At 73.0% G+C, this 15793-nt stretch carries 14 protein-coding genes; 12 read left to right on the forward strand and 2 right to left on the reverse strand.

The genetic code is table 11. The features are described 5' to 3' along the window. The first annotated feature begins 7 nt into the window (after positions 1 to 7). From GRQ65_RS11975 to GRQ65_RS11990, 4 genes are all read left to right on the forward strand, one after another. The gene (locus GRQ65_RS11975) at positions 8 to 1279 is read left to right on the forward strand and encodes an iron-containing alcohol dehydrogenase (protein WP_160878184.1); all 1272 of its coding nucleotides are present in this window, start codon (positions 8 to 10) and stop codon (positions 1277 to 1279) included. A gap of 1 nt (position 1280) precedes the next feature. Beyond that, on the forward strand, positions 1281 to 4082 hold the full coding sequence (locus GRQ65_RS11980; RefSeq protein ID WP_337191672.1) for an FAD-binding and (Fe-S)-binding domain-containing protein: 2802 nt from the start codon (positions 1281 to 1283) through the stop codon (positions 4080 to 4082). Between the two features lie 392 nt (positions 4083 to 4474). Further along, the gene (locus GRQ65_RS11985) at positions 4475 to 5680 is read left to right on the forward strand and encodes a class I SAM-dependent methyltransferase (RefSeq protein WP_337191673.1); all 1206 of its coding nucleotides are present in this window, start codon (positions 4475 to 4477) and stop codon (positions 5678 to 5680) included. 21 nt (positions 5681 to 5701) lie between these two features. Continuing rightward, positions 5702 to 6796 carry an esterase-like activity of phytase family protein gene (locus GRQ65_RS11990; protein WP_160878185.1) on the forward strand — a complete coding sequence of 365 codons (1095 nt, stop codon included), beginning with the start codon at positions 5702 to 5704 and terminating at the stop codon, positions 6794 to 6796. On the opposite strand, the gene GRQ65_RS11995 is transcribed toward GRQ65_RS11990, so the two are convergent. Next, positions 6759 to 7607 carry an NAD(P)H-binding protein gene (locus GRQ65_RS11995; protein ID WP_439331859.1) on the reverse strand — a complete coding sequence of 283 codons (849 nt, stop codon included), beginning with the start codon at positions 7605 to 7607 and terminating at the stop codon, positions 6759 to 6761. The genes GRQ65_RS11990 and GRQ65_RS11995 overlap by 38 nt on opposite strands. A gap of 74 nt (positions 7608 to 7681) precedes the next feature. Between GRQ65_RS11995 and GRQ65_RS12000 the strand changes: the two genes are divergently transcribed. The 4 genes from GRQ65_RS12000 to GRQ65_RS12015 all read left to right on the forward strand — a co-directional run bounded on the left by GRQ65_RS12000 (position 7682) and on the right by GRQ65_RS12015 (position 12153). Continuing rightward, complete coding sequence (locus GRQ65_RS12000; RefSeq protein WP_160878187.1) at positions 7682 to 8386, forward strand: TetR/AcrR family transcriptional regulator; 705 nt, start codon at positions 7682 to 7684, stop codon at positions 8384 to 8386. Positions 8387 to 8415: 29 nt separating this feature from the next. After that, a complete protein-coding gene (locus GRQ65_RS12005) occupies positions 8416 to 9423 on the forward strand; it encodes a DNA topoisomerase IB (RefSeq protein ID WP_160878188.1) in 1008 nt (335 codons plus the stop codon). Between the two features lie 11 nt (positions 9424 to 9434). Next, the gene (locus GRQ65_RS12010; protein WP_160878189.1) at positions 9435 to 9926 is read left to right on the forward strand and encodes an O-acetyl-ADP-ribose deacetylase; all 492 of its coding nucleotides are present in this window, start codon (positions 9435 to 9437) and stop codon (positions 9924 to 9926) included. A 205-nt stretch (positions 9927 to 10131) separates the two neighbouring features. Next, entirely contained in the window at positions 10132 to 12153 is a 2022-nt protein-coding gene (locus GRQ65_RS12015; RefSeq protein ID WP_160878190.1) for a PhoX family protein, read from the forward strand. Positions 12154 to 12267: 114 nt separating this feature from the next. Here GRQ65_RS12015 and serC read toward each other — a convergent pair whose 3' ends face one another. Next, complete coding sequence (gene serC / locus GRQ65_RS12020) at positions 12268 to 13401, reverse strand: phosphoserine transaminase (protein WP_160878191.1); 1134 nt, start codon at positions 13399 to 13401, stop codon at positions 12268 to 12270. A gap of 18 nt (positions 13402 to 13419) precedes the next feature. Between serC and GRQ65_RS12025 the strand changes: the two genes are divergently transcribed. The 4 genes from GRQ65_RS12025 to GRQ65_RS22770 form a co-directional block, all read left to right on the forward strand. After that, positions 13420 to 13968 (forward strand): GNAT family N-acetyltransferase, encoded by a 549-nt coding sequence (locus GRQ65_RS12025; protein WP_337191674.1) that lies wholly within the window; start codon positions 13420 to 13422, stop codon positions 13966 to 13968. Between the two features lie 10 nt (positions 13969 to 13978). After that, a complete protein-coding gene (locus GRQ65_RS12030; RefSeq protein WP_160878192.1) occupies positions 13979 to 14290 on the forward strand; it encodes a ribosomal protein L7/L12 in 312 nt (103 codons plus the stop codon). Between the two features lie 109 nt (positions 14291 to 14399). After that, on the forward strand, positions 14400 to 15008 hold the full coding sequence (locus GRQ65_RS12035) for a VldE C-terminal domain-containing protein (RefSeq protein ID WP_160878193.1): 609 nt from the start codon (positions 14400 to 14402) through the stop codon (positions 15006 to 15008). 206 nt (positions 15009 to 15214) lie between these two features. After that, positions 15215 to 15793 (forward strand): leucine zipper domain-containing protein (locus GRQ65_RS22770; protein ID WP_237448137.1); only part of this gene is annotated, 579 nt, incomplete at its 3' end.

Raw genomic sequence — 15793 nt, forward strand, 5'->3', positions numbered from 1 at the left:
TGCAGGAGTGAGCGAGACCGTCTTCACCTACGGCGCCCCCGGGCTCAAGTTCGGCGCGGGCGCGAGTGCCGAGGTCGGCCACGACCTCTCGACGTACGGCGTCACGCGGGCGCTGCTCGTCACCGACGCCGGCGTGATGGCGACCGGCCACCCGACCCGGATCGCCGAGCAGATCGGCGCCCACGGCATCGAGACCGTCGTCTTCGACGGCGCGCGCGTCGAGCCCACCGACACCTCGATGGAGGAGGCGATCGCCTTCGCCCGCGACGCCGGGCCCTTCGACGGGGTCGTCGCGGTCGGCGGCGGCTCCTCGATCGACACCGCCAAGGCGGTCGCGCTGCTGCTCACCAACCCCGGCGAGCTCATGGACTACGTCAACGCCCCGGTCGGCAAGGCGCGTGCGCCCGAGAAGCCGCTGTTGCCGCTGGTCGCCGTGCCGACCACCACCGGCACGGGCAGCGAGAGCACGACCGTGTGCGTGCTCGACGTGCTCTCGCTCCACGTCAAGACCGGCATCAGCCACCCGGCGCTGCGTCCCCGCCTCGCCGTCGTCGACCCGTCGCTGGCCGTCTCGCAGCCCGCGATGGTCGTGGCCGCCTCGGGCATGGACATCCTGTGCCACGCCCTCGAGAGCTGGACGGCGAAGTGGTTCGGCGACTTCGACGCCAAGACCCCCGAGCAGCGGGTGCCCTACTGCGGCGCCAACCCGATCTCGGACCTGTGGGTGCAGGAGTCGCTGCGGCTGCTGTCCGGCACCTTCCGGCGCGCCGTGCGCGAGGACGACGGGCCGGCCCGTGACGAGGCGCGCGAGCAGATGGCGCTCGCGGCGACGTTCGCCGGGATGGGCTTCGGCAACGCGGGACTGCACATCCCGCACGCCAACGCCTACCCGATCGCCGGGCGGGTGCGGTCCTACGTCCCCGACGGCTACCCCGAGGGCGAGGCGATCGTGCCGCACGGCATGGCGGTGGTGCTGACGGCGCCGGAGGCGTTCCGGTTCACCTTCGAGGCCAGCCCCGAGCGGCACCTCGCGGCCGCGCGGCTGCTCGAGCCCGACGTGAGTGGAGACGGACCCGACGTGCTGCCCGGGGTGCTGACCCGGCTGATGCGCGACATCGGCATCCCCAACGGCCTCGGCGAGGTCGGCTACACCGAGTCCGACGTCGACGACCTCGTGGCCGGCGCAGTGCAGCAGCAGCGCCTCCTGGCCGGTGCGCCCAAGGTGCCCACGGACGAGGACCTGGCGCGGGTGTTCGCCGGCTCGATGGAACACTGGTGAGGTGAGCTCCACCGTCGAGACCCCGGCCGGGACGGGCGCCGCCGGCGCTTCTGACACCGCCGACGTGGTCGCCGAGCTGCGCGCCCGCGGCGTGAGCGACGTCGACGACTCGCCACTGGCCCGTGCCCTCTACTCCACCGACGCCTCGCTCTACCGGATCCTGCCGCAGGTCGTCGTCCGCCCCCGCGAGGCCGACGAGCTCGACGCGGTCCTCGACGCGGCCCGCGTCACGCAGACCCCGATCACCATGCGCGGCGCCGGCACCTCCATCGCCGGCAACGCCGTGGGCCCCGGCATCGTCGTCGACACCCGACGCCACCTCGACCGGGTGCTCGAGATCGACCCCGAGGCCCGCACCGCCCGCGTCCAGCCCGGCGTCGTGCACGCCGACCTGCAGCGTGCGGCCGCGCCGCACGGGCTGCGCTTCGGCCCCGACCCGTCCACGCACCCCCGCTGCACCATCGGCGGGATGATCGGCAACAACGCCTGCGGCTCACGGGCCCTCGGCTACGGCCGCACCGTCGACAACGTCGTCGCCCTCGACGCGGCCTTCGGACCCGGGGCGGGCAGCCGGGCCGACGTCGAGGCCGGTCTCGCCCGCGTCGTCGACGGCCACCTCGGCCACGTGCGCACGACGTTCGGCCGCTTCGGGCGCCAGGTCAGCGGCTACTCCCTCGAGCACCTGCTGCCCGAGCGCGGCCGCTCCCTCGACCGGCTCCTCGCCGGGTCCGAGGGCACCCTCGCGCTGATCCGCGAGGCCACCGTGCGCCTGGTCGAGGACCCGGCCGACCCTCAGCTCGTGGTGCTCGGCTACCCCTCGATGATCGAGGCCGCCGACGCCGTGCCCGCCCTGCTGGCCGCCACCGTTGGGCAGGAGGACGCCGCGATGACGGCGTGCGAGGGGCTCGACGCGCGGATCGTCGAGCTGGTCCGCGCCAAGGGCAACGCGGTGCCCGACCTGCCGCCCGGCGCCGGGTGGCTCTTCGTCGAGCTGGTCGGCCCCGACGCCCGCGCTCTGGTCGGCCGGGTCGTCGCCGAGTCCGGCGCCCTCGGCCACCGCCACGTCGGCTCCGCCGCCGAGGCGACCGCGCTGTGGCGCATCCGCGAGGACGGCGCCGGGCTCGCCGCCCGCTCCCTGAAGACCCCGGCGTACTCCGGCTGGGAGGACGCCGCCGTGCCGCCCGAGCGGCTCGGCGCCTGGCTGCGCGACTTCGACGGCCTGCTGCGCGACCACGACCTCGACGGGGTGCCCTACGGCCACTTCGCGGACGGGTGCGTCCACGTGCGCATCGACTTCCCGTTCGCGCCCGGCGACGCCGGGTCCTCGCGGGTCTTCCGCGACTTCCTCACCGCCTGCGCGCTGAAGCTGCGCGAGCACGGCGGCTCGCTGTCGGGCGAGCACGGCGACGGCCGCGCGCGCTCGGAGCTGATGCCGCTGATGTACGACGCCGAGTCGCTCCGGCTCTTCGCCGCCGTCAAGGCGGTCTGCGACCCCACCAACCTGCTCAACCCCGGCAACATCGTCGACCCGGACCCGCTCGACGAGGCCCTGCGACCGGTGCGCGAGCGGCTGCCGATCACGCCGCTGCTGCGCCTGCCCCACGACGGCGGCTCGCTCGGCGACGCCGTGCACCGCTGCACCGGCGTCGGCAAGTGCGTGGCGCCGCGCACCACCGGGGTCATGTGCCCCTCCTACCTCGCCACCCACGAGGAGAAGGACTCCACCCGCGGCCGCGCGCGCGTGCTGCAGGAGGCCGTCACCGGGGGGCTGCCCGGCGGTCTCGCCGACCCGGCGGTCACCGACGCGCTCGACCTGTGCCTGGCTTGCAAGGGGTGCGCCTCCGACTGCCCGACCGGTGTCGACATGGCGACGTACAAGGCCGAGGCGCTGCACCAGAAGCACGACGTGCAGGGCGTGCGCCGTCCCCGCAGCCACCACCTGCTCGGCCGGCTGCCGCGCTGGGCCGACCTCGCCGCGCCGGTGGCGCCGCTGGCCAACGCCCTCACCCGCCTCGGACCGGTCGCCCGGATCGCCCGCGCCACGGCCGGCATCGACCAGCGCCGCTCGATCCCGGCCTTCGCGCGTCGTACGCTGCGCCGCTCCGCGCCCCCGGTCACCGGCACGCCCGACGTGTGGATCTGGGCCGACTCCTTCAGCGACCACTTCTTCCCGGGCAACGGGCACGCGGCGATCGAGTTCCTCGAGGCGCGGGGCCTCACCGCCCGGGTCGTCCCCGCCGACGCGTGCTGCGGCCTGACCCTGATCTCGACCGGCCAGCTCGACGCCGCGCGCACCCTGATGCGTCGTACGGTCGAGCGGCTGCGGCCCTACGTCGCCTCGGGGGTGCCAGTGATCGGTCTCGAGCCGTCGTGCCTGGCCACCCTGCGCAGCGACGCCGAGGAGCTCGTCGGCGAGATGCCCGACGTGCTGACCTTTGCCGAGCTCGTCACCCGCCTCGACCTCGAGCTCCCCGACCTCACCGGCGTCGAGGTCGTCGCCCAGCCGCACTGCCACCACCACGCCGTCCTCGGCTGGGCCGCCGACCAGGCCCTGCTCGAGAAGGCCGGCGCCACCGTCACCCGGGTCGCCGGCTGCTGCGGCCTCGCCGGCAACTTCGGCATGGAGCAGGGCCACTACGACGTCTCCGTCGCCGTCGCCGAGACCCACCTGCTCCCGGCCGTCCGCTCCCACCCCGACGCCGTCGTCCTCGCCGACGGCATGTCGTGTCGCGTCCAGCTCGACGACCTCGCCGACGTCCCCACCCTCCACCTCGCCGAGCTGTTCGCCTCGCGAGTGCGCTGAGCCGCCGTTCTCCTCGACAGTCGAGGGTTGTGGTCCTCTCGATGGCTGCAGTCCTCGACTGTCGAACTTCCGGGGTCGCCTGGTGACCAGGAAGTTCGACTGTCGACGCGGGGGCGCCTCGGACGGGCCCGGCCATGGATCTGTGCAACTTCCGGGTCACCTGATGACCCATAAGTTGCACAGACGCCTCGCGCACCGGCTCAGCCGTCGACAGTGCAACATCCGGGGTCACCTGGTGTCCCGAAAGTTCGACTGTCGACGGCGGGGACACCCGACGGACGCCCACCCACGCCTCCGTACGATCGAGGGGTGAACCCGCGCCACCGTCGACTGGTCATCCCCGTGGCGCTGGTGGGGCTGCTGGTCGTGGTGGTGGTCGCGGCGGTGCTGCGGTGAGCGGGCCGGAGAACCTGCTGCGGGCGATGTCGCAGGTGCGGGCCGCGCTGGTCGACCCGGACGCGCTGGTCCGCGCGGTGGCGTCGGGTCGGCAGAAGGGCCAGCAGCCGCGCTGGCGCCGCGTCGAGCTGAGGTACGTCGACCTCAAGGCGGGTCGCCACCTCCAGGTCGTGGCGTACGACGACACGCAGGCGCACACCTCCAACCACCCGGTCGGCGACCGGGAGGCGGTCGACGCGCTGCTCGACGAGGCGTTCGCCAACTGGCACGTCGAGACGATGGTCGAGACCTTGCAGCTGCGGGTGACGCGCAAGGGCCAGGCGCTGCTGCACGTCACGCCGCGCGCCACCGAGGTCGAGATCGAGCGCGGCCACGACCGCGGCAAGCAGCGCCTGCTGCCCGAGGACGACCCGCTGTTCCGAGCGCTCGGCCTCGCCGACGCCGACGGGCGGCTCAAGCCGAGCCGACGCGACAAGCACCGCCAGGTCGAGGAGTTCCTGCGCCTGCTCGACACCGCGGTCACCGAGGCGATCTCCAAGGGCCAGCTGCGCAAGCCCACCGAGCAGGACCCGCTACGGGTGGTCGACCTCGGCTGCGGCAACGCCTACCTGACCTTCGCCGCCGAGCGCTACCTCGCCGGCGTCCGCGGCCTGCCGGTGAAGCTCACCGGCGTCGACGTCAAGGACCAGTCGCGCGAGCACAACCAGAAGGTCGCGGGCGAGCTCGGCGTCGACGCGGAGTTCGTCGTCGGCACCATCGGCGGGGTCGAGCTCGACCCCGCGCCCGAGGTGGTGCTGGCGCTGCACGCCTGCGACACCGCCACCGATGACGCGCTCGCGCAGGCCGTGCGCTGGCAGGCGCCCCTGGTGCTGGCCGCGCCGTGCTGCCACCACGACGTCGCCGCCCAGCTGCGTCGCTCGCCCACGCCCTCGCCGTACGCCATGCTCACCCGCCACGGCATCCTGCGCGAGAGGTTCGCCGACACGCTCACCGACGCGCTGCGGGCCACGCTGATGCGGCTGCAGGGCTACAAGGTCGACGTGGTGCAGTTCGTCGAGAGCCAGCACACCCCGCGCAACACCCTGCTGCGCGCCACCCGCGCCGGGTCGCGGGTCGCCGGCGGCTCGCTGCGGCGCGAGTACGACGAGCTCGTGTCGACCTGGCAGATCACCCCGCGCCTGTCCGTCCTCCTCGACGACTGAGAGAGGGCGGGCGAGAGCGACGTGTGGAGCGACCGAGCCTTCGCGGGGCTGCTCGTCGTGCCGTTCGTCCTCGGCGCGGCCTCCGTGCCGAGTGCCGACGAGGCCCGTCCGGCCTTCGCCTTCGCCGACCGCGAGATCGCCGAGTCGAGCGGCCTGGTCGTCGACCCGGGCGACCCGGACACCGTCTGGACCGTCAACGACTCCGGTGACACCGGCCGCGTCTTCGCGGTCGACGCCACCACCGGCGAGACCGTCGGCGTCACGACCTGGTCCGACGACCCCACCGACGTCGAGGGCCTCGCCCCGGCAGGCCCCGGCGAGGCCTGGGTCGGCGACATCGGCGACAACCTAAAGCGTCGCGCGAGCGTGCAGGTCGCGCGAGTCCCGGTCGGGCGCGAGGACGCCCAGGTCGACGTGCCCGTCTACGAGCTGACCTATCCCGACGGCGCCCACGACGCCGAGACCCTGCTCGCCGACCCGACCACCGGGCGGCTCTACGTCGCCACCAAGTCGGTGCTCGGCGGTGCGTTGTACGCCGCGCCCGAGCAGCTGCGCACCGACGGACCCAACCGGCTCACCCAGGTCGCCGAGGGCGTGCTCCCGATCGCGACCGACGGCGGGTTCCTGCCCGACGGTCGCCACCTGGTGGTGCGCAACTACTCCGCGGCCGCGGTCTACTCCTTCCCCGCCATGGAGCGGCTCGGCACCTTCGCGCTGCCCGCCCAGCAGCAGGGTGAGGGGCTCGCGGTGGTCGACGACACCGGGCGGCTGCTGCTGAGCTCGGAGGGGGTCGGCGCGGAGGTGGTCCCGGCGCAGGTGCCGGCCGAGCTGCTCGGCGGCGGCGCAGCCGGTCCGAGCAGTGAGCCCAGCGCCGAGCCCAGCGCCGAGCCCAGCGCCGAGCCCAGCGCCGAGCCCAGTGCCGAGCCCAGTGCCAGCGCGAGCTCCGGCCCCGCTCCCAGCGCGAGCGACGGCTCGCCGTACACCACCGAGTCCCGCGAGGACCGCGAGCTGCCCGAGGCGACCCGGACCGAGCCCAACGCCTGGCCGTGGTTCCTCACCGGGCTGCTCGCGGTCGGGTTCATCGTGGTGCTGGCCCGCTCGCTGCGGACGCGCTGACCGGCCCACTGACCGGCTGGCTGACCGGCTCACGCCCCAGCAGGACAGCCAGGTGCGGGTCGACCACGTCGAACTCTCCGGCGGCGAACGCCGCGAACATGCCCAGCACCATCCGGGCGCGGTCCTCGGGCACGCCGTGGCCGAGCATCGCGGCGAGGTGGGCGTCGGGGTCGACCAGCTCCACGCGCACCTCCGGGCCCACCGCCGAGGCGACCTCGACGGCGCGCCCCGCCGTCAGCGGGGGAGTCGGGCCGTCGGGCGCCTCGTCGTCCAGGAGCACGAGGGCGGCGGCCTCGGCCAGGTCCTCGTGGGTCGTCCACGAGACCGGGCCGTCCCCGGGGATGCGCAGCACCCCGTCGCGGGCCTGCTGGAGGAGCATCGCGATCGTCGAGGCGTAGAAGCCGTTGCGCAGCGCGGTCCAGCGCAGACCGCTGGCCGCCAGCAGCTCCTCGGTCCGGGCGTGCGTGTGCATGGGGTCGAACGCCGAGTCGGCGCCGGCGCCCTGGTGGCTGGTGTAGACGAGACGCCCCACCCCGGCCTCGCGGGCGGCCGTGATCGCCGCGCCGTGGAGCCGTGGCCCCTCCTCACCCAGCCCGCCCGACGACACGACGAGCGCAGTGCCGACCCCGGCGAAGGCCGTGCCCAGGCTCGCGGGGTCGGCGAAGTCGCCGCGGCGCACGTCCACCCCGCGCTCCGCGAGGGCGGTGGCCCTCTCCGGGTCCCGCACGCTGACCGCCACCTCGGACGCCGGGTGCCGCTCCAGGAGCCGCTCGACCACGAGACCGCCCAGCCGTCCCGTCGCACCTGTCACCAGAATCATCGCTACCTCCATGTTGTTTCCGTTGATAACAACGACGGTAACCGGATCCTGTTAACGTTGGCAACATGTCCGGTACGACGGCGGAGCGCATCGTCCGCGAGGCGACCCGGCTGCTCGCCGCCGGCGGCCGTGAGGCGGTCTCGACCCGGGCGGTGGCGGCCGCGGCCGGGGTGCAGGCGCCGACCATCTACCGGCTGTTCGGCGACAAGCAGGGACTCCTCGACGCGGTCGCCCAGCAGGGCTACGCCGACTACGTCGCCGACAAGCTCACCCGCGCCGCCTCCGACGACCCGGTCGAGGACCTGCGGCGCGGCTGGCAGCTCCACCTGGAGTTCGCGGTCGCCAACCCGGCGCTCTACGTCCTCATGACCGAGCCCCGTCTCGGTGACCCGGGTGCGGTCGTCGCGGCGGGGGTCGACTTCCTCCGCGCGATCATCCGGCGCATCGCCGAGCAGGGCCGGCTCGCCGTGCCCGAGGAGCACGCCCTGCTGCTCTTCCGGGCCGGTGGCCACGGGGCCACCCTCATGGTGCTCGAAGCACCCGACCGTGCCGTCGCCCTGGCGGTCGCCGAGCAGGTGCGTGAGGCCACCATCGGGGCGCTGACCACGGACGCCCCCGTCACGCCCGGGCCGGGGCCCGCCGGCGCCGCGATCGCGCTGCGGGCGCAGGTCGACGACGTCACGGCGCTCAACCCCGCGGAGCGCACTCTGCTGGTGGACTGGCTCGACCGGATCGCCGCGCCCGGGCAGGATCCGGCCGGGGGAGCGTGACGTCAGGGCCGACTGGCTACCGGGGCCGCATGCCGCGCCTGCGCCGTACCTCCCCCGACCAGCCGGGGTGGACCCGTCGTCGGGCCGGCACGGGCTTCACCTACCTCGACCAGCAGGGCCACCGGCTCGCCGCCGACGACGCGCAGCGCGTGAAGGAGCTCGTCATCCCGCCGGCCTGGCAGGACGTCTGGATCACGCCGTACGCCAACGGCCACCTGCAGGCGGTCGGCACGGACGCCGCGGGACGCAAGCAGTACCTCTACCACCCGGACTGGCGCACCCGCCGCGACGCGGAGAAGTTCGAGCGGATGATGCTGTTCGGCAAGGCGCTGACCAAGGCGCGCGAGCGGGTCGTGCTCGACCTCGGCTCCGAGGGGATGCCGCTCGAACGGGCCTGCGCCGCCGCGGTGCGCCTGCTCGACCTCGGCTACTTCCGCATCGGCAACGACGTCTACGCCGCCGACAACGGCTCGTTCGGGCTCACCACGCTCGAGCGGCGACACGTGCGCAAGCGGCAGGAGAAGCTGGTCTTCACCTTCGTCGGCAAGTCCGGCGTCCACCACTCGATCGAGATCGACGACGCCGTGGTCGTGGCCGCGATCGAGGTGATGCGACGCCGTCGCGCCGCCGACGACCCGCGGTTGCTCGCCTACCGCAACGGCCGCAGCTGGCGCTCGATCCTGCCCGAGCTGGTCAACGAGTACGTCCAGGAGACCACGGGCCTGCACGCGACCGCGAAGGACTTCCGCACCTGGCACGCGACCGTCCTGGCCGCTGCCGCGCTCGCCGAGACCCCGGAGCACGGGGAGACCCAGGCCTCGCGCAAGCGTGCGGTGTCGGGGGCGATGAAGGAGGTCAGCTCCTTCCTCGGCAACACCCCGACCCTCGCCCGCTCGTCGTACGTCGACCCGCGGGTGATCGAGGCCTACGAGGAAGGCCGCACCATCCACCGCACGACGCGGCGCACCTTCGACACCCCCGACGAGCGGCAGGCCGCGCTCGAGCGCGCGACGCTGAAGCTGCTCAAGGAGAGCTGAGGAGACCGGACGTGGAGATCACCGCCGTCCAGGGCGACATCACCGAGCAGCAGGTCGACGCCGTCGTCAACGCCGCCAACCGGGCGATGCGTGGTGGAGGCGGCGTCGACGGCGCGATCCACCGCGCCGGTGGCCCGGCCGTGCTCGAGGACTGCCGTCGGCGCTTCCCGCACGGGCTCGCGACCGGCGACGCCGGCTGGACGACCGCCGGCGAGATGCCGGCCCGGTGGGTGATCCACGTCGTCGGGCCCAACCGCAACGCCGGCGAGACCGACCGCTCGCTGCTCACCTCCTGCTACGCCCGGGCGCTCGAGGTCGCCGATGAACTCGGTGCGCGCACCGTCGCCTTCCCGCTCGTCAGCGCCGGGGTCTACGGGTGGCCCAAGGACGACGCCATCGCCTGCGCGCTCGAGGTGTTCCGCGCCGCCGAGACGCAGGTCGAGGAGGCGCGGCTCGTGGCCTTCGACGCGGCGACGTACGAGCGGATCGCTGCGCAGCTCTGAGCGTCCTGCTCTCGGAGCATGGTTTCGAGACAGGACCCCGTCCTTCCTCAACCACCCGATCCGGTGGTCGAGGAGGGCCGTCAGGCCCGTCTCGAAGCCACCTGACCTGCAGGTTCACCCGGCGTACACCGGAGGGTTCCGAGCCGCTCATCGGCGCCCGGCACGGTGCGACCGTCCTCGTCTGCACCATCTGGGAAGGCTCCCCATGACTGCTCCGACCACCGACCACGACGTCCAGCGCCCCCGGCTGCTCCCGATGGCCGGCCTCACCCACGGCAAGCGCAGCCCCGTCACCTGCCACCTGCGCTGCGGTGACGCCTGCTCCGTGCCGGCGCCCAACGCGACCGAGACGTCGTACTTCCGCGACGTGGTCGGCCAGGCCCTCAGCCGCCGCGCCGTCCTGGGCGCCGGCGCGACCGCCGCCGGTCTCGTCGCCGCCGGCGGCGCCCTGCCGGCCGCCGCGGCCCCCAAGACCAAGAAGCTGAAGTTCAACGCGATCGCCTCGCAGCCCGCCAGCGCCGACGCGCTCACCGTGCCGGCCGGCTGGCGCTGGGAGCCGATCATCCGCTGGGGCGACCCGATCCTGAAGGGCGCGCCGGCGTTCGACCCCAACGCCCAGACCCCGCAGTCGCAGGCCGCGCAGTTCGGCTACAACAACGACTACCTCGACATCATCGTGACGAACGACGAGGGCACGAAGGCGCTGCTCGTGGCCAACCACGAGTACACCAACGAGAACATCATGTTCCCGCCCGGCACCGACCCGGCCACCCTCATCCGCACCGTGTGGGAGGCGCACGGCATGTCGGTCGTCGAGCTCGAGCGCAAGCGCCCGGGCAAGCAGTGGGAGTACGAGAAGCGCGGCAAGCTCAACCGCCGCATCACCCTCACCACGCCGTTCGAGCTCGACGGCCCGGCCGCCGGCTCGGCGCTGCTGCGCACCGCCGCCGACCCGACCGGCACCCGCGTGCTCGGCACCATGAACAACTGCTCCGGCGGCACCACGCCGTGGGGCACGGTGCTCTCGGGCGAGGAGAACTTCAACCAGTACTTCAAGGCCACGGGCACCGACGTGAAGGAGACCCGCTACGGCCTCTCCGCCACCCAGGACTCGCGCAACTGGCGCTCGGTCGACCCCCGCTGGGACGCCACCAACCCCGACTACGTCAACGAGCCCAACCGCTTCGGCTGGATCGTCGAGATCGACCCGACCGACCCGACGTCGACGCCGGTCAAGCACACCGCCATGGGCCGCTTCAAGCACGAGGGCGCCAACGTCGTCGTCAACAAGGACGGCCACGTGGTCGCCTACATGGGCGACGACGAGCGCTTCGACTACCTCTACCGCTTCGTCTCGAAGCGGAAGTTCCGCAAGGGCGACACCAAGCAGGCCCGCAAGCACAACCTGAAGCTGCTCAGCGAGGGCGACCTCTCGGTGGCCCGCTTCTACGGCGACGGTCTCGAGGACGGGGTCAGCGACGGCACCGGCGAGTGGCTGCCGCTGACCGTGAACGGCGAGTCCGTGGTGCCCGGCTTCACCACCGAGCAGGTGCTCGTCTACACGCGTCTGGCCGCCGACGCCGTGCAGCCGACCAAGATGGACCGCCCCGAGGACGTGCAGCCCAACCTCGTCAACGGTCGCGTCTACGTCGCGTGCACCAACAACACCGACCGTGGCAAGACGGGCAAGGAGGGCGCGACCGAGCCCAACCCGCGCACCGCCAACAAGGACGGCCACATCGTCGAGATCAAGCCGACCAAGAAGGACCACACCGGGCGCACCTTCTCCTGGGACCTGCTGCTCATCTGCGGTCAGCCCGGCACCGCCGGCACCTACTTCGGTGGCTACACCGGCCCGGTCTCGCCGATCTCGTGCCCCGACAACCTCGCCTTCGACTCGGTCGGCGACCTGTGGATCTCGACCGACGGCATGCCGTCGGCGCTGACCCTCAACGACGGTCTGTTCAAGGTCGACCTCGAGGGGAAGAACCGCGGCCGCGTCCGCCAGTTCCTCGCCGTCCCGGCCGGCGCGGAGACGTGCGGGCCGGTCGTCCACGACCAGGACGGCTCGGTCTTCGTGGCCGTGCAGCACCCGGGCGAGGAGGGCACCTGGGCGGTGCCGCAGTCGCACTTCCCCGACTACGTGCCCGCCGGCACGACCGCGAAGCCCGGCGACTTCGCCGGGCCCCGCCCGGCCGTCGTACAGGTCACCAAGAAGCGCCGCTGACCCACCCCGGGTGGTTTCGAGACAGGACTCCGTCCTTCCTCGACCACCGGGTGAGCCCGGTGGTTGAGGAGGCGCGCTAGCGCCGTCTCGAAACCACTCGACGTTCCGATCCGCTCAGAGGCGCTCGACGACCCAGTCGACGCAGCGGGTGAGCGCGGCGACGTCCTCGGGGTCGACGGCGGGGTACATCGAGATGCGGAGCTGGTTGCGCCCGAGCTTGCGGTAGGGCTCGGTGTCGACGACGCCGTTGGCGCGCAGCACGGCGGCGATCCGGGCGGCGTCGACGTCGTCGGTGAAATCGACGGTGCCGATGACCAGCGAGCGGTGGGCCGGGTCGGCGACGTACGGGTAGGCCACCGGTGAGGCCTCTGCCCAGCCGTAGAGCGCGTCGGAGGACGCCGTGGTGCGCTCGACCATCCCCTTCAGGCCGCCCTGGGCGTGCATCCAGTCGAGCTGCTCGGCCATGAGGAACAGCGTGGCCACCGACGGGGTGTTGTAGGTCTGCTGCTTGCGGGAGTTCTCGATGGCGGTCGCGAGGTCGAAGAACGCCGGCACGTGCCGCTCGGAGGCCGCGATCCGCTCCGCGCGCTCGATCGCGGCGGGGGAGAAGAGCGCCAGCCAGAGCCCGCCGTCGGAGGCGAAGGACTTCTGCGGGGCGAAGTAGTAGACGTCGCTCTCGCTGACGTCGACCGGAAGTCCGCCCGCGGCGGAGGTCGCGTCGATCAGCACCAGCGCGCCGTCGTCGGCGCCGGCCGGGCGCACCACCGGCGCCATCACGGCCGTCGAGGTCTCGTTGTGGGCCCAGGCGTAGGCGTCGACGCCCGCCTCGGCGACCGGCTCGGGCAGCGAGCCGGGCTCGCTCGCGACGACCGACGGCTCGTCGAGCCACGGCGCGGCCTGCGCCGCCTGCGCGAACTTGGCGGTGAACTCCCCGAAGCGCAGGTGCTGGCTCCTGCGCTCGATCAGGCCGTACGTCGCGACGTCCCAGAACGCCGTCGACCCGCCGTTGCCCAGCACGACCTCGTAGCCCTCGGGCAGCGAGAACAGCTCGGAGACGCCCTCCACCACGCGGCCCACGAGCGAGCGCACCGGCGCCTGGCGGTGCGAGGTGCCCATCAGCGAGGTGCCGGTCGCGGCGAGCGCGTCGAGGTGGGAGGCCTGGATCTTCGAGGGTCCGGCACCGAACCGGCCGTCGGCCGGCAGGAGCTCCGCCGGGATCCGGAGGGACGCGTCGGCGCTGTCGGTCACGGCTCCTATTCTGGCAGGGTGCGAGACGAGCTGCGGATCGAGCGGGTCGACTACGGCCACCCCGACGCGGTGCGGCTGATCGCCGAGGTCCAGGCGGAGTACGTCGTCCGCTACGGCGGTGCCGACAAGACCCCGCTGGACCCGCTGATGTTCGAGCCGCCGACGGGCTCGTTCTTCGTCGGCTACGTCGACGGCCCCGAGGGTGAGGAGCCGGTCGCGAGCGGTGCGTGGCGCAGCCACGTCGACCACCCCGACCTGGTCTCGCTGGCCGCGGCCGGCGTACGCCGCACGGCCGAGGTCAAGCGGATGTACGTCGCCGCGACCCACCGCGGTCACGGCCACGCGCGCGCGATGCTCTCCCACCTCGAGCGGACGGCGGCGGAGAGCGGCGCCGAGGCGATGGTGCTCGAGACCGGCACCGCCCAGCCGGAGGCGATCGCGCTCTACACCTCGTCCGGCTACGAGGCGATCGCGCCGTTCGGTCACTACAAGGACGCTCCGCTCAACCGCTGCTTCGCCAAGCGTCTCCCGGTCGTCTCCCGGACGCGGCTCGATCCCACCCGTTAGCGTCCCGGGCATGGGCTTCTTCGGTGGTTCCTCGTCCGACTCCCCGCAAGCCGACGTCGACTCGCGCCAGGTCGCCGACCTGACCGCGCGGGTGACGCAGCTCGAGGCGGCGGTCGCGCGCCTCGAGGCGCAGCTCGGCGCGGGCGGGGGCGCGGTCGCGGCGGCGCCCCCGCCGCCCGACCCGGCCTGGCTGGTCGAGGTGCGCTCCCTGCTCGTGCGGGGCAAGAAGATCCAGGCGATCAAGGTCTACCGTGAGGGCACCGGCGCGGGCCTCAAGGAGGCGAAGGACGCCGTCGAGGCCATGGAGTGGTCGCGGAGCTGAGCGCCTGATCAGGCCGGGTCCAGCGCGACACGCCGGGCGGCGTCGTCCGTTCGGTCAGATCTCGGGCGAGAGTCCCTCGCCCGCGCGGGCGCCGACCTAGCGTCGAGGGATGCGCCTGCTCCTCGTCGCGGCGGCGGTCCTCGCCGCGCTCATCGCCGGCCCGACGCCGAGCTCCGACGCCGCGCCCGCTCCCGGTCCGGGACCGAGCGCCGACGCGCTGGCGGCGTACCCCCTCGAGCCGTTCGCGACCTACCAGCCCCAGACGACCTGCACGAAGCGACCCAAGCCCGGCACCGTCGCGCTCGGCACCTGGCTGGTCGCGACGTACGGCGGTGGCGGCGGAGCGGTCAACCGGGCCTGCAGCAAGACCTCGACGTCCGAGCACCAGGACGGCCGGGCGATCGACTGGACGCTGTCGGCCGCCGACCCGGCCGACCGGGCCCGGGCCCAGTCGTTCCTCGACGCGGCGTTCGCACCCGACGCGAGCGGGGAGCCCGCCGCGCTGGCCCGACGGATGGGGCTGATGTACGTCATCTGGGCCGACCGGATGTACGCCGCGTGGAACGGCTTCGCGCCCGAGCCCTACCTGTCGTCGTCGTGCCGCTCACGCAAGAAGTGCTCGGTCACGCTGCGCCACCGCGACCACGTGCACCTCTCGCTCTCGCGCCCCGGCGCCCGCGGGCAGACGTCGTTCTACCTCGCGCTCGCCGCTGGGTGAGGTGCGTGACGAGAGTGGTTTCGAGACAGGAATTCGTCCTTCCTCAACCACCGGAACGGCGGTTGAGGAGGTCGCGCTAGCTGTGATGTCCAGGCACGTTGGTCGAGATCGTGCGACGACACGATCTGATGCCGTAGATAGGTGAAGACCCCCTGTTGTGAAGTGGAGCTGTCTAGGCCAAACCGCTTCACCAACAGGAGGTCTTCATGCCCCACGCTATCCACCCCAACGCTGCGCTGACCCCGCCGGCACGGCTCAAGCTGGCCCGCCTGATCATCGACGAGGGCTGGGACATCGCCCGAGCCGCCGAGCGCTACGACGTCTCGTGGCGCACCGCGAAGAAGTGGGCCGAGCGCTACGCACGCGAGGGCGTCGACGGGATGCGTGATCGCAGCTCCGCACGCCACACCCAACCCAAGCGGACCCCACGACCGGTGGTCCGCAAGATCGTTCACCTACGCCTCAAGCACCGCCTCGGACCCGTCGAGATCGGTCACCGGCTCGCGATGCCGGCCTCGACCGTGCACGCAGTCCTCGTGCGATGCCGCCTGAACCGGCTCACCCACCTCGACCGCGTCACCGGTGAACCGATCCGCCGCTACGAGCACGCCTACCCCGGTTCGATGCTGCACGTCGACGTCAAGAAACTCGCCCGTGTCCCCGACGGCGGCGGATGGCGCTACGTCGGCAAACAACAAGGCACCAAGAACACCCGCACCAAGACCAACACCAGCAGACGCGGCACCTGCTACCTGCACACCGTCATCGACGACCACTCCAGAGTG

Origin of the sequence: Nocardioides flavescens (genome assembly GCF_009823805.1) — a bacterium.
Lineage (GTDB): Bacteria > Actinomycetota > Actinomycetes > Propionibacteriales > Nocardioidaceae > Nocardioides > Nocardioides flavescens.